The organism is Pseudomonas sp. MWU12-2345 (genome assembly GCF_023242385.1).
Taxonomy (GTDB): domain Bacteria; phylum Pseudomonadota; class Gammaproteobacteria; order Pseudomonadales; family Pseudomonadaceae; genus Aquipseudomonas; species Aquipseudomonas gingeri_D.
This window is the reverse complement of sequence record NZ_JALLJA010000011.1, coordinates 169,360-188,069: the sequence shown is the minus strand read 5'-3', so window position 1 is coordinate 188,069 and position 18,710 is coordinate 169,360. Positions and strand designations below refer to the sequence as shown.

17 protein-coding genes are annotated in these 18,710 nt (G+C 63.4%); 8 read left to right on the top strand and 9 right to left on the bottom strand.

The window, feature by feature from the left end:
• Nucleotides 1-1,779 carry an ATP-binding protein gene (locus M5C71_RS21600; RefSeq protein ID WP_248747997.1) on the top strand — a complete coding sequence of 593 codons (1,779 nt, stop codon included), beginning with the start codon at nt 1-3 and terminating at the stop codon, nt 1,777-1,779.
• A 12-nt stretch (nt 1,780-1,791) separates the two neighbouring features.
• On the opposite strand, the gene M5C71_RS21595 is transcribed toward M5C71_RS21600, so the two are convergent.
• From M5C71_RS21595 to M5C71_RS21565, 7 genes are all read right to left on the bottom strand, one after another.
• Nucleotides 1,792-3,405 (bottom strand): EAL domain-containing protein, encoded by a 1,614-nt coding sequence (locus tag M5C71_RS21595; protein WP_103496279.1) that lies wholly within the window; start codon nt 3,403-3,405, stop codon nt 1,792-1,794.
• Between the two features lie 76 nt (nt 3,406-3,481).
• A complete protein-coding gene (locus M5C71_RS21590) occupies nt 3,482-4,261 on the bottom strand; it encodes an N-acetylmuramoyl-L-alanine amidase (RefSeq protein ID WP_248768682.1) in 780 nt (259 codons plus the stop codon).
• Between the two features lie 221 nt (nt 4,262-4,482).
• A complete protein-coding gene (locus tag M5C71_RS21585) occupies nt 4,483-6,681 on the bottom strand; it encodes a GGDEF domain-containing protein (protein WP_248768681.1) in 2,199 nt (732 codons plus the stop codon).
• A 17-nt stretch (nt 6,682-6,698) separates the two neighbouring features.
• Nucleotides 6,699-7,559, bottom strand: a complete 861-nt coding sequence (locus M5C71_RS21580; protein WP_177103892.1) for an endonuclease/exonuclease/phosphatase family protein — start codon at nt 7,557-7,559, stop codon at nt 6,699-6,701.
• A 10-nt stretch (nt 7,560-7,569) separates the two neighbouring features.
• Nucleotides 7,570-8,217 carry a thiol:disulfide interchange protein DsbA/DsbL gene (locus M5C71_RS21575; protein ID WP_103496277.1) on the bottom strand — a complete coding sequence of 216 codons (648 nt, stop codon included), beginning with the start codon at nt 8,215-8,217 and terminating at the stop codon, nt 7,570-7,572.
• Between the two features lie 206 nt (nt 8,218-8,423).
• The gene (locus M5C71_RS21570; RefSeq protein ID WP_103496276.1) at nt 8,424-9,029 is read right to left on the bottom strand and encodes a c-type cytochrome; all 606 of its coding nucleotides are present in this window, start codon (nt 9,027-9,029) and stop codon (nt 8,424-8,426) included.
• 45 nt (nt 9,030-9,074) lie between these two features.
• Nucleotides 9,075-9,365, bottom strand: coding sequence for a c-type cytochrome (locus M5C71_RS21565; RefSeq protein ID WP_103496275.1), 291 nt, complete (start codon nt 9,363-9,365; stop codon nt 9,075-9,077).
• Between the two features lie 189 nt (nt 9,366-9,554).
• On the opposite strand from M5C71_RS21565, the gene yihA reads away from it, so the two are divergent.
• Nucleotides 9,555-10,199, top strand: a complete 645-nt coding sequence (yihA, locus tag M5C71_RS21560; RefSeq protein ID WP_103496274.1) for a ribosome biogenesis GTP-binding protein YihA/YsxC — start codon at nt 9,555-9,557, stop codon at nt 10,197-10,199.
• Nucleotides 10,200-10,626: 427 nt separating this feature from the next.
• Here yihA and polA read toward each other — a convergent pair whose 3' ends face one another.
• The gene (gene polA / locus M5C71_RS21555; protein WP_248768680.1) at nt 10,627-13,446 is read right to left on the bottom strand and encodes a DNA polymerase I; all 2,820 of its coding nucleotides are present in this window, start codon (nt 13,444-13,446) and stop codon (nt 10,627-10,629) included.
• A gap of 74 nt (nt 13,447-13,520) precedes the next feature.
• Between polA and M5C71_RS21550 the strand changes: the two genes are divergently transcribed.
• Together M5C71_RS21550 and M5C71_RS21545 are read left to right on the top strand one after the other, a co-directional pair.
• Nucleotides 13,521-13,811 (top strand): DUF2782 domain-containing protein, encoded by a 291-nt coding sequence (locus tag M5C71_RS21550; RefSeq protein WP_103496272.1) that lies wholly within the window; start codon nt 13,521-13,523, stop codon nt 13,809-13,811.
• A 56-nt stretch (nt 13,812-13,867) separates the two neighbouring features.
• Nucleotides 13,868-14,818 (top strand): homoserine kinase, encoded by a 951-nt coding sequence (locus tag M5C71_RS21545; protein ID WP_152736529.1) that lies wholly within the window; start codon nt 13,868-13,870, stop codon nt 14,816-14,818.
• A 90-nt stretch (nt 14,819-14,908) separates the two neighbouring features.
• Here the strand turns inward: M5C71_RS21545 and M5C71_RS21540 are convergent, their stop codons facing one another.
• Entirely contained in the window at nt 14,909-15,829 is a 921-nt protein-coding gene (locus M5C71_RS21540; RefSeq protein WP_103496270.1) for a zinc ABC transporter substrate-binding protein, read from the bottom strand.
• A 66-nt stretch (nt 15,830-15,895) separates the two neighbouring features.
• On the opposite strand from M5C71_RS21540, the gene zur reads away from it, so the two are divergent.
• The 4 genes from zur to M5C71_RS21520 are packed head-to-tail and all read left to right on the top strand — an operon-like array spanning nt 15,896 to nt 18,701.
• A complete protein-coding gene (gene zur / locus M5C71_RS21535; protein ID WP_103496269.1) occupies nt 15,896-16,378 on the top strand; it encodes a zinc uptake transcriptional repressor Zur in 483 nt (160 codons plus the stop codon).
• Nucleotides 16,378-17,166 carry a zinc ABC transporter ATP-binding protein ZnuC gene (znuC, locus tag M5C71_RS21530; RefSeq protein WP_103496268.1) on the top strand — a complete coding sequence of 263 codons (789 nt, stop codon included), beginning with the start codon at nt 16,378-16,380 and terminating at the stop codon, nt 17,164-17,166. The genes zur and znuC overlap by 1 nt, the downstream gene beginning before the upstream one ends.
• Nucleotides 17,159-17,947 carry a zinc ABC transporter permease subunit ZnuB gene (gene znuB / locus M5C71_RS21525; RefSeq protein ID WP_100940005.1) on the top strand — a complete coding sequence of 263 codons (789 nt, stop codon included), beginning with the start codon at nt 17,159-17,161 and terminating at the stop codon, nt 17,945-17,947. The genes znuC and znuB overlap by 8 nt, the downstream gene beginning before the upstream one ends.
• Before the next feature lie 37 nt (nt 17,948-17,984).
• Nucleotides 17,985-18,701, top strand: a complete 717-nt coding sequence (locus tag M5C71_RS21520; RefSeq protein WP_248768679.1) for a PA5502 family lipoprotein — start codon at nt 17,985-17,987, stop codon at nt 18,699-18,701.
• Nucleotides 18,702-18,710: the final 9 nt, after the last annotated feature.

The window sequence follows — 18,710 nt, the reverse complement described above, 5'->3', positions numbered from 1 at the left end:
ATGAAGCTCACGATGAAGCTGCGCACCCGGCTCTTCCTGAGTATTTCGGCACTGATCACCGTCGCCTTGCTGGGCCTGATGCTCGGCCTGGTCAGCGTGATGCAGATGGCCAAGACCCAGGAGTCGCTGGTCAGCGACAACTTCATCACCCTCGACCTGGGCCTCAAGCTGCGCCAGAGCCTGGGCGACCAGTTGCTTCTGATGCTCGGTGACAAGCCGGACCAGGCCGCGCTCGAGGCCTCGCGCGAGCACTATCTGCAACTGCTCCACGAAGGTATCGAGCATGAGCAGAGCAACGACGTGCGCAGCGGCTTCGCCCAGGCCCGTATCGACTACGAACGGTTCTACCAGGCCTTCGCCCGTTCACGGGACGGCAGTGGCAGCATCGAGGAGCTCACCAACACTTTCAATATCCTGCGCAACGGCCTGATCGCCGAGCACAAGCAGGCGCTGGACAACATCAGCGCCACGGAAAACGACGCCCGCGAGCGGGCACTGCTGGTGGCCGGGCTGCTGGGGTTTGTCGGCCTGGCGGTGCTGATCATCGGCTTCATCACCGCCCACGGCATCGCCCGCCGTTTCGGTGCACCGATCGAGGCCCTGGCCGAGGCGGCGGACCATATCGGCCAGGGCAACTTCGACGTCACCCTGCCGATTTCCCCCGCGGTCGAGATGAACCTGCTGACCCGACGTTTCGGCCTTATGGCCGAGGCCCTGCGCCAGCATCAGGCAACCAATATCGACGAATTGCTCGCCGGCCAGCAACGCTTGCAGGCCGTGCTCGACAGCATCGACGACGGGCTGCTGATGATCGACCGCGAAGGCCGCCTGGAGCACCTCAACCCGGTGGCGCAGCGCCAGTTGGGCTGGGACGGCGATCGCCTCGGCCAAGGCCTTGGCGAGGCGCTGCAGCGGCCCGAACTGGACGAACAACTGCAATTGATCCTGCGCGGTGCCAGCCTGGAACGGGCACCGGAAGACCTCGAGGTCGAGGTCGAAGGGGAGTCCCGCCTGCTGACCTACAGCCTGACCCCGGTCAGTCATACCCAAGGCCATATTCTCGGCGCGGTGATGGTGCTCCACGACGTCACCGAACAGCGGGCCTTCGAGCGGGTGCGCAGCGAGTTCGTCCTGCGCGCCTCCCACGAACTGCGCACGCCGGTCACCGGCATGCACATGGCCTTCGGCCTGTTGCAGGAGCGCGTGCATTTCGACAGCGAATCGCGGGAAGCGGACCTGCTGAACACGGTCAACGAAGAAATGCAGCGGCTGATGCAATTGATCAACGACCTGCTGAATTTCTCCCGTTACCAGAACGGCCTGCAGAAGCTGACCCTGCTGCCCTGCGATATCGAGACACTGCTCGAGGCCTGTCGCCTGCGCTTTGCCGAACAGGCCCTGACCCAGGGCATCGACCTGCAGGTCGAGCTGCAGCCGCCCTTGCCGCGCCTGCCGGCCGATCAACCGCAACTGGAGCGCGTCCTCGACAATCTGCTGGACAACGCCCTGCGCCATACCGCCCGGGGCGGGCAGATTCGCTTGCAGGCCCGGCGCCATGGCGAGCGGGTCATCATCAGCGTCGAGGACAACGGCGAGGGTATTGCCTACGGGCAACAGGGACGCATCTTCGAACCTTTCGTCCAGGTCGGCCGCAAGAAAGGCGGCGCCGGCCTGGGCCTGGCCCTGTGCAAGGAGATCGTGCAACTGCACAGCGGGCGGATGGGCGTGTATTCACGACCGGGGCAGGGCACGCAGTTCTATATGGCGCTGCCGCTCTAGCGGCCCCGCGACCTAGGCCTCGTCGTCTATTCGTCGCGAAGCCAGGCGTCGGCCGCGAGTGATCAATTCGACGAACTGCACCGCCGTCAGCGCCTGGGCAAACAACCAACCCTGACCGTAATTGACCCCTTCGCTGCTGAGCAGCAGGGCCTGGTGCTCGTACTCGATGCCCTCGGCGATCACCCGCAAGTGCAGCGCATGGGCCATGCGGATGATATGCGGCGCCACGCCACTGCTGGCGGCGTCATGGCCCAGGGCGTCGATAAAGGCCTTGTCGATCTTCAGGCAATCCACCGGCAGCGTTTGCAGATAGGCCAGACTGCAATAGCCGGTGCCGAAGTCGTCGATCAACACCTGGTGGCCGACATCCCGCAGGGCCTGCAAATTGTCCCGTGCCACCACCACGTCGATCAGACCGCGCTCGGTGACTTCGAAGGCAATCTGCCGGGCACTGACCCGATGCCTGCGCAACAGGTCGGCAATCACCTCGCCGATACGCGGCACCATCACATCGCAAGCCGCCAGGTTCACCGAGATGTACAGCTGCGGATTGGCCCGCAGCAGGTGACCCAGCTGGTCCAGCAGCCGTTGCAGGACAAAATCGGTGATCTGGCGGATCTGCCCGGTATTTTCCGCCAGGGGAATGAACAGGTCGGGGCTGGTCAGCGTGCCGTCGGGCCGGCGCCAGCGGATCAGGGCTTCGGCGCCCACGCACCGACGGCTGCCGAGGTCGAAGATCGGTTGATACAAGACCTGGAACTCGCCGCGCCGCAGCGCGCCCTGCAGTTCGCCGTTGAGCGATTGGCGCTGGCGGGCCAATTGCAAGGTCAGGCCGCCGATGCAGAAGGCAATCACCAGGCTCACCGAGAGCAGCCACCACCACAGCGGGTCGATGACCAGCGGCATGGCCGCGCGCGGCGCGACCATCACCAGCTGGTATTCCGGGGTGCGGGTGGGCATGCGGTAGATCAATTCATTTGGCGTGATCAGCAACGGGTCCTGGCCCTTCACCGGCCAGCCGGGGGGTGGCCAGTCCTGCTCCGGCCCGAGCACCGGAATCGCCCGCCGGCCACGGTCGACCACCACCAGCAGGCTGGCCCTCGGCGGCAGTTCCACCACATCGCTCAAATGGCCACGGGAAGTGGATACCCGGAAGTGACCGCGCCCCAACATCAGGGCGGCCAGGTTGTCATTGGGCTGGGCCGAGGTATTGAGCCAATAGCTGTAGGTCGGCCCGCGGATATCCGGCATCCCCAAGGTCACCTGGGCATCCTGGTTCGGCCAGTTGGAACAGGACCGGGTGGCGTCGACATAGAAGGCTTCGTAGATAAAGCGATAGTTGAAGCTCAGTTGCTGCAGGGTGCCGATCATGGCCGGGCTACAGTCCCGCAGGGGCTGGGCCTCCAATTGATCGAGCCCCTCGCGCAGTTGCCCGAAAAGCTGCTCCAGCCGCTCCAGGAAACGTTGCCCCTGGGCATTCATCTGTTCGCTTTCGTGCTGCCTGGCCTGGTGCATCACCACCCCCAGGCTGCCGGCCAATAACAGGGCGACACTGAACAGAGCCGCCAGCAATGCCAGCAACCAGGGACGATGGAACCAGGAGCGCAACGTCTGGCGAACCGGCATCAGCGAATATCCGAAGACTTACCAATGAGTTATAGCAACAGATTGGCGAATCGGCGCTGACCGTCCGGCGCTGACGTTATTTTGACTGGTTGAGCACCTGGAGGATCGCCGCACTTTGCGCATCCGGCAGGCCGTCGAAACGAGCCGGGCGGAAGTGCATCTGGAACGCCGCCAGGACATGACGCGTGGCAACATCCAGCTCGCCAGTCTGCGGCGCGGCATAGCCCAGGCGCATGAGCTGCTGCTGGAACCAGGTGATGCTCGGCAGTTGCGCGGTGTAGACGGTCTGCTGCCGGGCGACCGCCTGCTCGTCAGGCCATACGCCGAGGCCTTCCGCGGCCAGGCGCTTCCAGGGCAGCAACGGGCCCGGGTCCTGTTTGCGCAGCGGCGCGATATCGCTATGGCCGATCACATTGCGTGGTTCGATGTGATTGCGTTTGACGATGTCCTTGAGCAGCACGATCAATGCCTGGATCTGCGCTTCGCTGTAGGGGTACCAGACGCGGCCGGTGGGTGTATCGCGGAAACCCGGATTGACGATTTCAATGCCAATGGAGCTGGAGTTCAGCCAGGTGCGTCCCAGCCACTCGCTTTCCCCGGCGTGCCAGGCGCGCTGGCTCTCATCCACCAGCTTGAAGACCGTGGCGCGGGGGTCGTCGCCGATCAGGTAATGGCTGCTGACCTGGCCATGGGTCAGCAACCGCAGTGAGTTTTCCATGTTTGCCGAGGTGTAGTGCAGGATCACGAACTGCACGCGATTGTCGTAGTTGACCGAAGGGTGGCTGGTGTCCATTCGCGGAGCGCTGGCGCAGCCCGCCAGCAGCAGGATCGAAAGAAGGAGAGGGAACAGTTTCATGGCAGCGGCAACAAATGAAGACAGTAATTTGACAGCATAACGTACTGGCAGGCACAGCAGCGCCCAATACACTGTTACCTGATGCAACCTGGAATACCCTCCTGACCCTGCCCCCACAACTTCGGGCAACGCGGTCACTTGTGGGAGCCGGCTTGCTGGCGATGAGGCCCGCAAGCCTTGTATTGGCCGTGCGCCATCGCCAGCAAGCCGGCCCCTACAACTCAGCCTTGTTCGATGCGGTTACGCCCGGCATTCTTGGCCCGGTAAAGCGCCTCATCGGCCCTTTTCAGCGCATGGTCGCTGCGCTCGCCGGTCTTGAACGCCGACAGCCCGACCGACACGGTGATGGTCACGCGCTCGCCCTTGAAGTGGAACGGACAGGCCTCGATGGCCGCGCGCAGGCTCTCGGTCAATTTGAGCCCCGCGGTGACCGAGGTATCGGGCACCAGCAGGACAAACTCCTCGCCGCCGAAACGGGCAATGAAGTCACCGGGACGCAGGCGCTTGCGCAACTCGCCGGCAATGATCTTCAGCACCTTGTCACCGGCCAGGTGGCCATAGTTGTCGTTGATCCGCTTGAAGTGATCGAGATCGAGCATGGCGATCAGCAGGGTGTTGCCATGCTGCTGCCACTGCGCCATTTCCTGCTCCAGGCGCTCGCTCCAGGCCGCACGATTGGGCAGGCCGGTCAGCGGGTCGACCAGGGCTTTCTGGCGTTGCTCCTCAAGGTGGTCACGATAACCCTGGGCCTCCTGCTCCATATGCGCCACGCGTTCGGCCAGGCTTTGCAGGCGCACGGCAACCTCCTGCTCGCGGATGGCCCGCTGTTGCTGGTGCTGGTCCATGGTGCCCAACAAACCTTCGAGGCGGTTTTCCAGGACATGCTTGAGGCTTTCCAGGTCCGCGGCATCCTGCACGCTGCTTTGCAGGCTATCGACATGCTCGCGCAACTGGCTGTGCAGCTCGTTCGCCGCCGTACGCCCTTCGGCATGCCCGGCACTGGCCGCCTGCAAGTTGCTCTGGAACGACTCCAGGCGTTCGTTGAGTTGCTTGAGGTAGATCTGGAAATCGTGTTGACCGCTGTCGTTGATCGCCAGCATCAACACCGCCAGATCATCGAGGATCGGCAGCAATTCGTACCAGTTCAACCCATGTTCGAGGCGGTGGCGCATGGCTTCGGCATGGGCCTGGTGACGTTCGGGCAGGGTCAGGTCATCGAGCAGGCCCAACAACGTCGACTCGATATGTTCGGCCACCGAGCTGTAGGACGGTTCCGGGGATTCGGGCAAGGCGAACAGCACATCCGGCTCGGGGTACTCCGGGTCGACGGCCGCCAGCGCCTCAGCCATCACCGGGGGCAACGGCAGGCTGTCGATAAACACCGTAGGCGCGGGATGCGGCGCAGGGGCTGGCGCTTCAGCCGGGGCGGCCGCCTTGACGGCAGGCGTGGGCACCATGTTGGGCTCGACAGCCAGAATCGGCGGTTGCCCGGCCGAGCTCGCCATAGCCACGGATGGCACTTCGGGCACCGCCTCGGCGACAGCGGCAGACGGCTCCGGTTGCACCACCTGCGGCACATAGGCCACCGCATCGACGGGCTTGGCCGCGGGCACCAGCTCGGGCTCAGTAGCGGACGGCGATGCCGACACAGGCACTTCGAGCTCGGCTGGCGCTGCGGCCTCAACTGGGGCAACAGGGGCCGGGGCGGGCGCCGCTGCCGGCTCGACGGCAGGGGCCGCTACGGGTACAGGTGGTGTGGGTGCGGGTGCATGAACAGCCTCCGGCACTTGAAGCTCGGGGTCACGCGCCACGGGTTCGACCGCGCGGGTCGGAACCTGTTCGGCCCCGGCGGGCTCGGCCGGCGACTGACCCGGGGCGGTTTCTGGCGGACTCTCCTTGCCACCGAACAACCGTTGCAACAGGCCGGGACGCCCTGGCTCGGCCGGCTGCTCAAGCTGCGTCAGTGCCTTGCCTTGCAAACCACTGAGCTCGCTGAGCAGCAACGGGATTTCCCGCGCCTGGCCGGCACGGCCCTCAAGCTGCTTGGCGAAGTTCTTCAGCGGCCGCCGGACTTCACGGGTCAGCGGCAAGGATTGCAGCTGGGTCACCAGCGAGGTCAACGCGGTGCTCACCTGTTCGGCGCGGGTCTCGCGACGCTGTTCGGAGTCGAGCACGGCTTTTTCCAAGCGAGGCAGCAGCGCCGCGAGGCCCGCGTCCATATCGTCACTGCGGATGATATCGCGCATTTCCTTCATGCACTGGTCGACCGCGCGATCGGTCCCTTCCGCCGCCAGGGTGCTGCGCACCAGCCCACGGCGAAGCAGGTCCAGACGGGCGTCCCAACGACGCTCGAGCTTTTCCTGTTGTTCGATGCTTTTAAGGTATTTCTCTTTCCAGCGTTCGACTTCTTCGCTGCTCATGCCGGCGTCCGCGAGATTTAGCTACTCAAGGCCGGCAACGTATCAGAACCGATGGAGCCTGGCAGGCGAATTTCGACGGCCACCGGCAAATGATCGGAAATAGGTTGGGCCAGCACCTCGACTCGCTCCAGCGTCAGGCTGGGGCTAAGCAGAATGTGGTCCAGGCAACGTTGTGGACGCCAACTGGGAAACGTGGCTTCCACCTGCGGTGCGAGCAAACCGAGGTCGCGTAAAGGCGAGTGTAGCAGCAGGTCGCTGGCCTGGGTGTTCATGTCGCCCATGAGCACCAGGTGCCGAAAACCGCCGATCAGCTCGCGGATATAGGCCAGTTGCCGGGTACGCGCCCGCGCCCCCAGGGCCAGGTGCATCATCACCACCACCAAGGCTTCCGAGCCCTCGCCAAAGCGCACGAGAATGGCTCCGCGCCCGGCCGGCCCCGGCAAGGGATGATCCTCGATCGCCGAGGGCCGCAAACGGCTCAGCACGCCATTGCTGTGCTGGCCCAGGCGCCCGAGGTTGCGATTGAGTTGCTGGTACCAGTAGGGAAAGGCCCCGAGCTGGGCCAGGTGCTCGACCTGATTGATATAGCCTGAACGCAGGCTGCCACCGTCGGCCTCCTGGAGGGCCACCAGGTCGAAATCGGCGAGCAGGCCGCCGATCTTCTGCAGGTTGTCCGCCCGCCCGGTATGGGGCAGCAGGTGTTGCCAACCACGGGTCAGGTAATGTCGATAACGCTGGGTGCTGATGCCCACCTGGATATTGAAACTGAGCAGGCGCAGGCGGTTGTCCGCCGGCAGGCCGGTGCTCTCCAGGTGACGCTCGTTGACCTTGGGCTCATGCAGGCCAACGAGACGCTCCGTCCCCCAGCGCCCGATCACGGCGGCGGCCTTACTTGGCCGCCGTCATGGCGGCCCGCTCCTTGGCGATCAGCTGGTCGGCGACATTCAGTGCGGCTTCTGGACCACCAGCAGTGCCGAGGTCGAAGCGGTACTTGCCGTTGACGATCATGGTCGGTACGCCACTGACTTCATACTTCTTGGCCAGATCACGATACTGGGCCATCTTGCCCTTCACGGCGAAAGAGTTGAAGGTTTCCAGGAACTTGGTCTTGTCTACGCCTTGGGTGGCGACAAAGTCAGCCATGTCGTCAGGCTTGACCAGTTGCTTGTGTTCCTTCTGGATGGCATTGAACACCGCGGCGTGGACCTTATGCTCGACACCCATGGTGTCCAGGGTCACGAAGAGCTGGCCGTGGGCATCCCAGGGGCCTCCGAACAACGCCGGAATACGCACGAAATTCACATCGCTGGGCAGCTTCTCGACCCAAGGGTTGATGGTCGGCTCAAAAGCGTAGCAATGCGGGCAGCCGTACCAGAACAACTCGACCACTTCGATTTTGCCCGGCTCGGCAACCGGTACAGGGTTGCTCAGTTCCACGTAGGTCTTGCCGGCCTCAAGTGGCACATCGGCGGCCTGGGCCGTCATGCCGAACAGGCTGGCGGTGACGAGTGCGGCGCTGAGAATCAGATTACGCATGCTTTGCTCCTGGACATGGAAAGTGGCCCCAGACGCGACCTGTAACTCAGACAGACCGGGGCGGGCTCTAGTTCGATAATTAGTGTAACGGCAGCGGCCACAAAAAAGGGCGGCCAAGGCCACCCTTTTATCGTTGCAGCAGCGGATTAATCGATCATTAACGTTGCCAAAGATGACAATCCCCCGCGAACCTGACCGTCAGAGCCTCAGTGCAGGCCCTGTACGTAGTTGGAAACGGCTTCGATATCCTTGTTGCTCATCTTCGCGGCGATGCTGCGCATGATCATGGTATCGCCGTCGTTGCTGCGGTTGCCTTCGCGGAAGTCGGTCAACTGCTTGGCGATGTATTGCGCATGCTGGCCGCCCAGGTGCGGGAAACCGGCGGCGGCGTTGCCCGCGCCATTGGGCGAGTGGCAACCGATGCAGGAGGGCATGCCCTGGTCCAGCTTGCCGCCGCGGAACAGCTCTTCGCCGCGGGCCACGACCTTGGGATCGGCGGCGCCGACGCTGCCTTGCTGGCTGGAAAAGTAGGCGGCGATATCGGACAGGTCCTGATCGCTCAGGTTGGTCAGCAGGCCGGTCATTTCCAGCACCGTGCGCTTGCCCGACTTGATATCCTGCATCTGCTTGGTCAGGTAGCGCTCGCCCTGGCCGGCGAGTTTCGGAAAGTTGGGGGCCATGCTGTTGCCGTCGGGCCCATGGCAGGCTCCGCAGACAGCGGCCTTGGCCTGACCGGCCTTGGCATCGCCGGCGGCCTGGGCCAGGCCTGTGATCCCCAGGGTCAACAGCAGACTCACGATCAGTTTGTTCATCAGCTAATCCAACTACGGCTAAGGGTTAAGAGTTATGGACCGGGCTTACTCGCTCATCCACTGGATGATGCTTCGGTAATCCTCGGTACTGCAGTCCATGCACAAACCACGCGGCGGCATCGCCTTGAAACCCTGGGTCACGTGTTGCACCAGCGTCTCCATACCTTGCGCCAATCTTGGCTTCCAGGCCGCCTGGTCACCCTTTTGAGGGGCCATCGGCAGCTGTCCGGCATGGCAGGCACCACAAACACGGTTGTACACGGCTTCCGGATCCTGTGTAGCCTGCGCGCTGTAAAGCGGCATCAAGAGCCCGGCGGCCAGCAGCCATTGGGTCATCAATGACCTTCTCAGGGTTGGGAACGTACCGCGTTCTACTGCGCGGTCTAGGTCTATCGCCCCCGTGGGCCTTATCCTATGCAGGGACAAAGCACACACAAAATCTGCGGCATTATATACTGGCGCTACTGAAACGGAAATGACACTGCTGCCGCGTCCATCCCCGGCACCGCCCATATCGGAAATCCCATGCAACTCAAGAACCCCATTCTCGGCCTGTGCCAACAGTCCACCTTCATGCTCAGCGCCGCCAAAGTCGACCAGTGCCCGGACGACGAAGGTTTTGAAGTGGCCTTTGCCGGCCGTTCCAACGCCGGCAAATCCAGCGCCCTCAACACCCTGACCCATGCGAGCCTGGCGCGCACCTCGAAAACCCCGGGTCGCACACAGCTATTGAACTTCTTCAAGCTAGACGATGATCGGCGTCTGGTCGACCTGCCGGGCTACGGATATGCAAAAGTTCCTATTCCGCTGAAGCTGCACTGGCAGCGTCACCTGGAAGCCTACCTGGGTGGCCGGGAGAGTTTGAAGGGTCTGATCCTGATGATGGACATCCGCCATCCGATGACCGACTTCGACCTGTTGATGCTCGATTGGGCGGTGGCCAGCGGCATGCCGATGCACATCCTGCTGACCAAGGCCGACAAGCTGACCTACGGCGCGGCGAAGAACACCTTGCTCAAGGTCCAGGCGGAAATCCGCAAGGGCTGGGGTGACGCCATCAGTATCCAGCTGTTCTCGGCGCCCAAGCGCCAGGGCCTGGAAGAGGCCTACACTGTATTGGCGGACTGGATGGAACTGGCGGACAAGGGCGCAGAAGCGGCGGCGGAATAAGGCTCGCTTTTGAGGCCCGACAGACGGACACCAAACTGGCTGTGGTGCGCTCAGGCAAGGCAAAAGCGCGGCGTGAAAGGCGAAGTTTACTGGCTGTAAATGAGTCTTTCACGCCGCGCTTTTAACGCAGCATGAGCGTGCCACAGCCAGTTTGGGGGCAAAAAAAACCCCGGACTTCGTATGGGGAGGGGAAGTTCGGGGTCCAAGTTCCGAACCGCTAGGGCGGCGTCCGGAATATCTGCCAACACTTAACACAACATAGGAGCATCGAAGGGCTTCACCAGCCATTCAGTAACTCTGAGTGTCGTTTTGCCGATTTAGTTCCGAAAATCTTCAAAAACTATTTGGCATAAGTGCCGCCTATTTCTGAACTAATGGCCTTTCGATGGTGTTTTGCCGCGACGCCATGTCGCGGCAAATGTCGGACTCAGTGCGCCTCATCCCAGTTGTTGCCCACGCCCACATCCACCAGCAACGGCACATCCAGCTGCACCGCGCCGCTCATGTAGGCGCGAATCTTCTCGCTGACCTCTTCCACCAGATCCTCACGCACCTCCAGCACCAGTTCATCGTGCACCTGGAGGATGACCCGGGCATCCAGGCCGGATTCGCAGAGCCAGTTATCCACCGCCACCATGGCCTTCTTGATGATGTCCGCCGCCGTACCCTGCATCGGCGCGTTGATCGCCGTGCGCTCGGCGCCGGCACGCTCCTGGGGCCGGTTGGAGTGGATCTCCGGCAAGTACAGCCGACGCCCGAACAGGGTTTCGACATAACCCTGCTCCGAGGCCTGGCCGCGGGTGCGCTCCATGTATTCGCGAACCCCCGGGTAGCGAGCGAAATACACGTCGATGTAAGCCTTGGCGGTCTTGGTGTCGACGCCGATGTCCTTGCCCAGCTTCTGCGCGCCCATGCCATAGATCAGGCCGAAGTTGATGGCCTTGGCGCTGCGGCGCTGGTCGGACGTCACCGCGCCCAACTCGACCTTGAACACTTCCGCCGCCGTCGCCGTGTGCACGTCGAGGTTGTGGCGGAAGGCATTGAGCAGGCCTTCGTCCTTGGACAGGTGAGCCATGATCCGCAGTTCGATCTGCGAATAGTCTGCTGCCAGCAGCTTGTAGCCCTTGGGCGCGATGAACGCCTGGCGAATGCGCCGGCCCTCGGCGGTGCGCACCGGGATGTTCTGCAGGTTCGGATCGCTGGAGGACAAGCGTCCTGTGGCCGCCACCGCCTGGTGGTAGGAGGTGTGGATACGCCCGGTACGCGGATTGATCTGTTCCGGCAGGCGATCGGTGTAGGTGCTTTTCAGCTTGCTCATGGAGCGGTACTGCATCAGCACCTTGGGCAACGGATAGTCATCCTCGGCCAGCTTGGCCAGTACTTCTTCAGCCGTGGACGCCTGCCCCTTGCCGGTCTTCTTCAGCACCGGCAGGCCGAGTTTCTCGTAGAGGATCGCCCCCAACTGCTTGGGCGAGCCGAGATTGAACTCTTCGCCGGCGATCACGAATGCCTCGCGCTCCAGCTCCACCATCTTCTTGCCCAGCTCGATGCTCTGCACCCCGAGCAACTCGGCATCCACCAGCGCGCCCTGGCGCTCGATCCGCGCCAGCACCGGCACCAGCGGCATTTCGATATCGGTGAGCACACTGAGCAGGCTCGGCGTCGCCGCCAGTTGCTTATGCAAGGCCTGGTGCAGGCGCAAGGTCACATCGGCGTCTTCGGCGGCATAGGGCCCGGCCTGTTCCAGGGCGATCTGGTCGAAGGTCAGTTGCTTGGCGCCCTTGCCGGCGATGTCCTGGAAGCTGACGGTGTCGTAGTCGAGGTACTTCTTCGCCAGGCTGTCCATATCGTGCCGGGTCGCCGTGGCATTGAGCACGTAGGACTCGAGCATGGTGTCGAAGGCGATGCCGCGCACCGTGATACCGCACGCCGGGTCGCCGCCGATGGCGCAATTGGCGAGGATATTCATATCGAACTTGGCGTGCTGGCCGACCTTGAGCTTTTCCGGGTCTTCCAGCAGCGGCTTCAAGGCCCGCAACACGCTGTCGCGATCCAGTTGCTGCGGCGCATCGATGTAGGAATGGGTCAGCGGCACATAGGCCGCTTCATTGGCCTGTACGGCGAAGGAAACACCGACCAACTGCGCCTGCTGCGCGTCGATCCCGGTGGTTTCGGTGTCGAAGGCAAAGAGCTTGGCGCCCTTGAGTTTCTCCAGCCAGGCATCGAAGCGGGCCTGGTCGAGGATGGTTTCGTACTGTGGCTCACTGGGAGCCTCGGCCACTGGCGGGACAGCGTCCGCCGGCCCGGCGTCGAAGAGCCCGGCGTTGTCCGCCGCAGGCGCCGCCGCAGCGGCCAACTCAATGCGCTTGGCTTCACGCTGCAACTCGTCGATCCAGCTCTTGAATTCCAGCTCGGCATACAGCTCGGCGAGCTTTTCCCGATCCGGCTCGCCCAAGTGCAGGTCGTCCAGGCCGATCTCCAGCGGCACGTCGACCTTGATGGTCGCCAACTGGTAGGACAGGAACGCCATCTCCTTGTGCTCAAGCAACTTGGCCGGCAAGGTCTTGGCCCCGCGAATCGGCAGGTTCGGCACCTGGTCGAGCTGCTCGTAGAGTTCTTTCAAACCACCGTTGACCCCCACCAGCAAGGCCACGGCGGTTTTCTCGCCGACCCCCTTGACTCCGGGAATGTTGTCGGAAGAGTCACCCATCAACGCCAGCAGATCGATGATCTGTTCGGGAGCGACGCCAAACTTCGCCTTTACGCCCTCCACATCCATGGAGGTTTCGTTCATGGTGTTGACCAGCGTAATGTGCCCGTCGACCAACTGCGCCATGTCCTTGTCACCGGTGGAGATCACCACCGGACGGTCAGCGGCCGCGCTACTGCGGGCCAGGGTGCCGATCACATCGTCGGCTTCCACGCCTTCCACGCACAGCAACGGGAACCCCATGGCACGCACGCTGGCGTGCAACGGCTCGATCTGCACGCGCATATCGTCGGGCATACTCGGGCGGTTGGCCTTGTAGTGGGCATACATTTCATCGCGAAAGGTCCCGCCCTTGGCGTCGAAAACCACCGCGAAGGGGCTTTGCGGATACTGTTTGCGCAGGCTTCTGAGCATGTTCAGCACGCCCTTGACCGCCCCGGTGGGCAACCCCTTGGACGTGGTGAGCGGCGGCATCGCGTGGAAGGCGCGATACAGGTAGGAAGAACCGTCCACCAGGACGAGAGGAGCTTGGTTCATGAGTACGATCAACCTTTTCGGCGGGTGCGGCGCTAGAATAGCCGGACCGTTGACGACAAAGGGACAAGGTTATCATGCGTAAACTCAATCGCCTGTTATTGGGCGGCTTGCTTGCGCTCGCGCCGCTGGCCGTCATGGCCGCGTCGGATGCGCCTTCAGCCGAACCAGAAGTGACGATTCACACGGAAGGTGACAAAACGATCCAGGAATACCGGGTAAATGGCTTTCTGTACGCCATCAAGGTCACCCCCAAAGGTGGCAAGCCCTACTTTCTGGTCCGTGCCGATGGTACTGATGCAAACTATATCCGCTCGGACCAGCCCGATATGCTGATTCCAGCGTGGAAGATCTTCGAGTGGAAGTAAGCCCTTAACTTTAATCGGCGCCGCCTTGAGCGGCGCCCGTACTGGCAGTTTTAACCATGTCTGTGTTCACCCCCCTGGCTCGGCCCGAGCTGGAAACCTTTCTCGCCCCTTATGGGCTCGGTCGTCTGCTCGATTTCCAGGGAATTGCCGCCGGCAGTGAAAACACCAATTTCTTCATCAGCCTGGAGAAGGGTGAATACGTCCTGACCCTGGTTGAACGCGGACCGGTGCAGGAAATGCCGTTCTTCATCGAACTGCTCGACGTGCTGCATGACGCCGACCTGCCGGTCCCCTATGCCTTGCGCACCACCGACGGCCAGGCCCTGCGCGAACTGGCCGGCAAGCCGGCGTTGCTGCAACCGCGACTGGCCGGCAAGCACATCAAGGTGGCCAACGCCCAGCACTGCGCCCAGGTCGGCGAGCTGCTCGGTCATCTGCACCTGGCGACCCGTGACAGGATCATCGAGCGCAAGACCGATCGCGGCCTGGACTGGATGCTCGAAGAGGGCGAGAAGCTGAAGTCGCACCTGGACGAGGAGGCGCGCGGCTTGCTGCAAGCGGCGCTGGAGGAGATTGGCCGGTACAAGGCGCAGATCCTCGCGCTGCCAAGGGCCAACCTGCACGCCGACCTGTTCCGCGACAATGCGATGTTCGAAGGCACCCACCTGACCGGGTTGATCGACTTCTACAACGCCTGTTCCGGGCCGATGCTCTACGACGTGGCCATTGCCTTGAACGACTGGTGTTCGGATGACGCCGGGGTACTCGACGGGCAACGGGCCCGGGCACTGTTGGGCGCGTATGCCGGTCTGCGGCCGTTTACCGCGAGTGAAGCCGAGTTGTGGCCGACCATGTTGCGGGTGGGCTGTGTACGTTTCTGGCTGTCGCGGCTGATTGCCGCCGAGTCCTTTGCCGGGCAGGACGTGCTGATCCATGACCCCATGGAATTCCAGCGCCGCCTGGCCCAGCGCCAGCAGGTCAGCTGCTCGTTGCCGTTCGCAATGTAGGAGCGAGCTTGCTCGCGATGGTAGTCCAGGCGCCGCGGGGCATCAGGTTCCCCGCGTTATCGTTGACGGCCATCGCGAGCAAGCTCGCTCCTACAAGTGCTCCAGGCACCCCGCCAGGTCATTACCCAGCTTCTCCAACACCTGCTCATAGCCATGGGCCGACGCCGGCGTATAGCCACCCAGGGCATCCAGCTCGGCCAGCTTCACCGGCAAGCCGCTCACCAGGGTTTCCGCCAGGCGCGGACGCAACGGTGGCTCACTGAATACACAGGTCTTGCCCACTTCCTGCAAACGCGTGCGCATCGCCGCCACGTGCTGGGCGCCCGGCTGCACTTCGGCGGCCACGCTGAACACGCCGGTGTGCTTGAGCCCATAGGCATCCTCGAAGTAATCGAAGGCCTCATGGAAGACAAAGTACGGCTTGCCCACCACATCCGCCAGACGCGCCTTCAACCGCGCATCCAGGGCATCGAGCCGCGCATCGAAGGCCTTCACGTTGCCTTGATAGCGCTGCGCATTGGCCGGATCGGCCGCACTCAGGTCCGCGGCCATGCGCGCGGCAATCACCCGGGCATTCACTGTCGATAGCCACAGGTGCGCATCCAACGTGCCCGGGCGATGATCGTGATCATGCTCGTCGGCATCTTCAGCGTGGGAGTGGCTATCTTCGGCGAACCGGCGCAATTTCATCCCCGCCAGGTCCTGCACCGCGACGGTTGGCAGGCTGCGGCCCTTGAGCACCCGGGGCAGGAAGCTTTCCATGTCCGGGCCGATCCAGTAGAGCAAATCCACCGACTGCACCTTGCGTACATCGGAAGGCCGCAACGCGTAGTTGTGCGGCGAAGCGCCCGGCGGCAGCAGTACTTCAGGGGTGTCGACGCCCTCCTGCACGGCGGCGGCAATCAACTGCAGGGGCTTGATGCTGGTCAGTACGCTGACTTGCGCCTGAACCGGGGAAATCACCAACAAACTGGCACTGATCGCGACAAAAAAGGCAAAAAGACGGGGCACGATGAACACTCAAGGCGGCAGGAACAGGTAACATAATAACGTCTCTCACAAACGCCGTCGCCGCTCATGCCCAAAACCCCTCTCGCCAGTCGTCCCCATGATCACTCTCACTGCGTGCACAGCGCGCTGTCCGACGCCGATGCCCTGTGCGCACGCCAGGGCCTGCGCCTGACCGCCCTGCGGCGGCGGGTGCTCGAGCTGGTCTGGCAGAGCCACAAGCCCCTGGGCGCCTATGACATCCTCGCGGTACTGAGCGAGCAGGACGGCCGCCGCGCCGCGCCGCCGACCGTCTACCGCGCCCTGGACTTCCTGCTGGACAACGGCCTGGTCCATCGCATCGCCTCGCTCAACGCCTTTGTCGGCTGCAATCATCCGGAACACGCCCACCAGGGCCAATTCCTGATCTGCCGCCAGTGCCACGCCGCCATCGAGCTGGAACAAAAAGCCATCAGCGACGCCATTATCGGCAGCGCCCGCGACGTCGGTTTCGCCGTCGAGGCCCAGACCGTCGAAGTGATCGGGCTCTGCTCGGGTTGCCAGGGGGCCTGATGAGCACTGCGCTGATTCGCCTCGAGCAGGTGGGCGTGACCTTTGCCGGGCAGAATGTGCTCGACAATATCCACCTGAGCGTCGAGCCCGGGCAGATCGTCACCCTGATCGGCCCCAACGGCGCCGGCAAGACCACCCTGGTGCGTGCCGTACTCGGGCTGCTCAAGCCGGATCGCGGGACGGTCTGGCGCAAGCCGAAACTACGGGTCGGCTATATGCCGCAGAAACTCCATGTCGACCCGACCCTGCCGCTGTCGGTGCTGCGCTTCCTGCGCCTGGTGCCGGGCGTCGACCGCGCGCGGGCCATGGCGGCCCTGGGCGAAGTCGGTGCCGAACAGGTGATCGACAGCCCGGTGCAAAGCATCTCCGGCGGCGAAATGCAGCGGGTGCTGCTGGCCCGCGCGCTGTTGCGCGAACCGCAACTGCTGGTGCTCGACGAACCCGTGCAAGGCGTCGATGTCGCCGGCCAGGCCGAGCTCTACAGCCTGATCACCCGCCTGCGCGACCGCCACGGCTGCGGCGTACTGATGGTCTCCCACGACTTGCACCTGGTGATGAGCACCACCGACCAGGTGGTCTGCCTCAATCGCCATGTCTGCTGCTCCGGCCATCCCGAGCAGGTCAGCGGCGACCCGGCCTTCGTCGAGCTGTTCGGGCAGAACGCCCAGAGCCTGGCGATCTATCACCACCACCATGACCACGCCCACGACCTGCATGGCGCCGTGGTCAGCGACGCGGCCCCGGCGGCCCACACCCACGTTCATGGAGAAAGCTGCAAGCATGGCTGATTTCCTGCTCTACGCCCTGCTTGCAGGCTTGGCCCTGGCGCTGGTGGCGGGCCCGTTGGGTTCGTTCGTGGTCTGGCGGCGCATGGCCTATTTCGGCGACACCTTGTCCCACGCAGCCCTGCTCGGCGTGGCCCTGGGCTTTCTGCTGGACGTCAGCCCGACCCTGGCGGTGACCGTCGGCTGCCTGCTGCTGGCGGTGTTGCTGGTGACCTTGCAACAACGCCAGCCCCTGGCCTCCGACACCCTGCTGGGGATTCTTGCACCGAGCACCTTGTCCCTCGGCCTGGTGGTACTAAGCTTCATGCATGAAGTGCGGATCGACCTGATGGGTTACCTGTTCGGCGACCTGCTGGCCATCAGCACCACTGACCTGTACTGGATCCTCGGTGGCAGCGCGGCGGTGCTGGTGCTGTTGATCAGCCTCTGGCGGCCGCTGCTGGCGATCACCGTGCATGAAGAACTCGCCACGGTGGAAGGCTTGCCGGTGGCGTCGTTGCGCATGGCGCTGATGCTGCTGATCGCGGTGGTGATTGCAGTGGCGATGAAGATCGTCGGCGTGCTGCTGATCACCTCTTTGCTGATCATCCCGGCCGCCGCCGCCCAGCGCCACGCCCGTTCGCCGGAGCAGATGGCCCTGGGTGCCAGCCTGCTCGGCATGCTCGCGGTGTGCGGTGGTCTGGCGCTCTCCTGGTTCAAGGACACCCCGGCGGGGCCGTCCATCGTGGTCACGGCCGCCGGCCTGTTTCTGCTGAGTTTTGTCCTGCCACGCAGAGGGGTGTAGACTTGCTCGTTTTTTGCGCAATTAGAGAGTCGCAGGAATGAAGCCGTTCGCCTCCCGTTATCTGCTCCTTGTCGCATTTTCCCTGCTGCTGGGCGCCTGCCAGAGCACCCCGCCGGTGGACACCTCGGTGCCCGACGCCCGGGTCGCGGCCATCGCCGCGCTGGAGCAGAGCATCAGCAGCAATGAACTGGCCACTGCCGAGGACCAATTGGGTGCCTTGCAGACGCAGTCGCCGGACGATCCCCAATGGGTGACCTACCAGCGGCAGCTGGCCGAAGCCTATTTGCAACGCAGCCAGATCGTCCTGCAAAAAGGCGACGTCAACGCCGCCGCCACGGCCCTGAGCCGTGCCCGGGCACTGATGCCCAAGGCACCGGCCCTGACCGGCGGGGTCAACGGTGCGATTGCCCAGGCACGCAAGGCCGAGCTGGAAAAGGCCGAGGCCGCGCTCAAGGCTGCCGAAGCCAAACCAGCAGCACGCTTGATTGATCCGAGCGCCGAGAGCAGCACCATTGCCCTGAACATCCAGGACATTGCGCAACTGCGCAAACAGATGGGTGCGCTGGCGGCGGACGTGGTGAATTACCAGTGCACGGTGACCTTCCAGGTGCCGCGCACCCAGGATTACCCGTGGCTGGCGACCTTGCTGGAAAAACGTGTGAAGAAGCTCGATGCCGATTTTGCGCTGACGATCGACAAGCAGATCGACCGGCAGGTGAAGGCCCAGGTGGTCTTGAGCCCACGCAAGCCTTGAAGCCGGCGC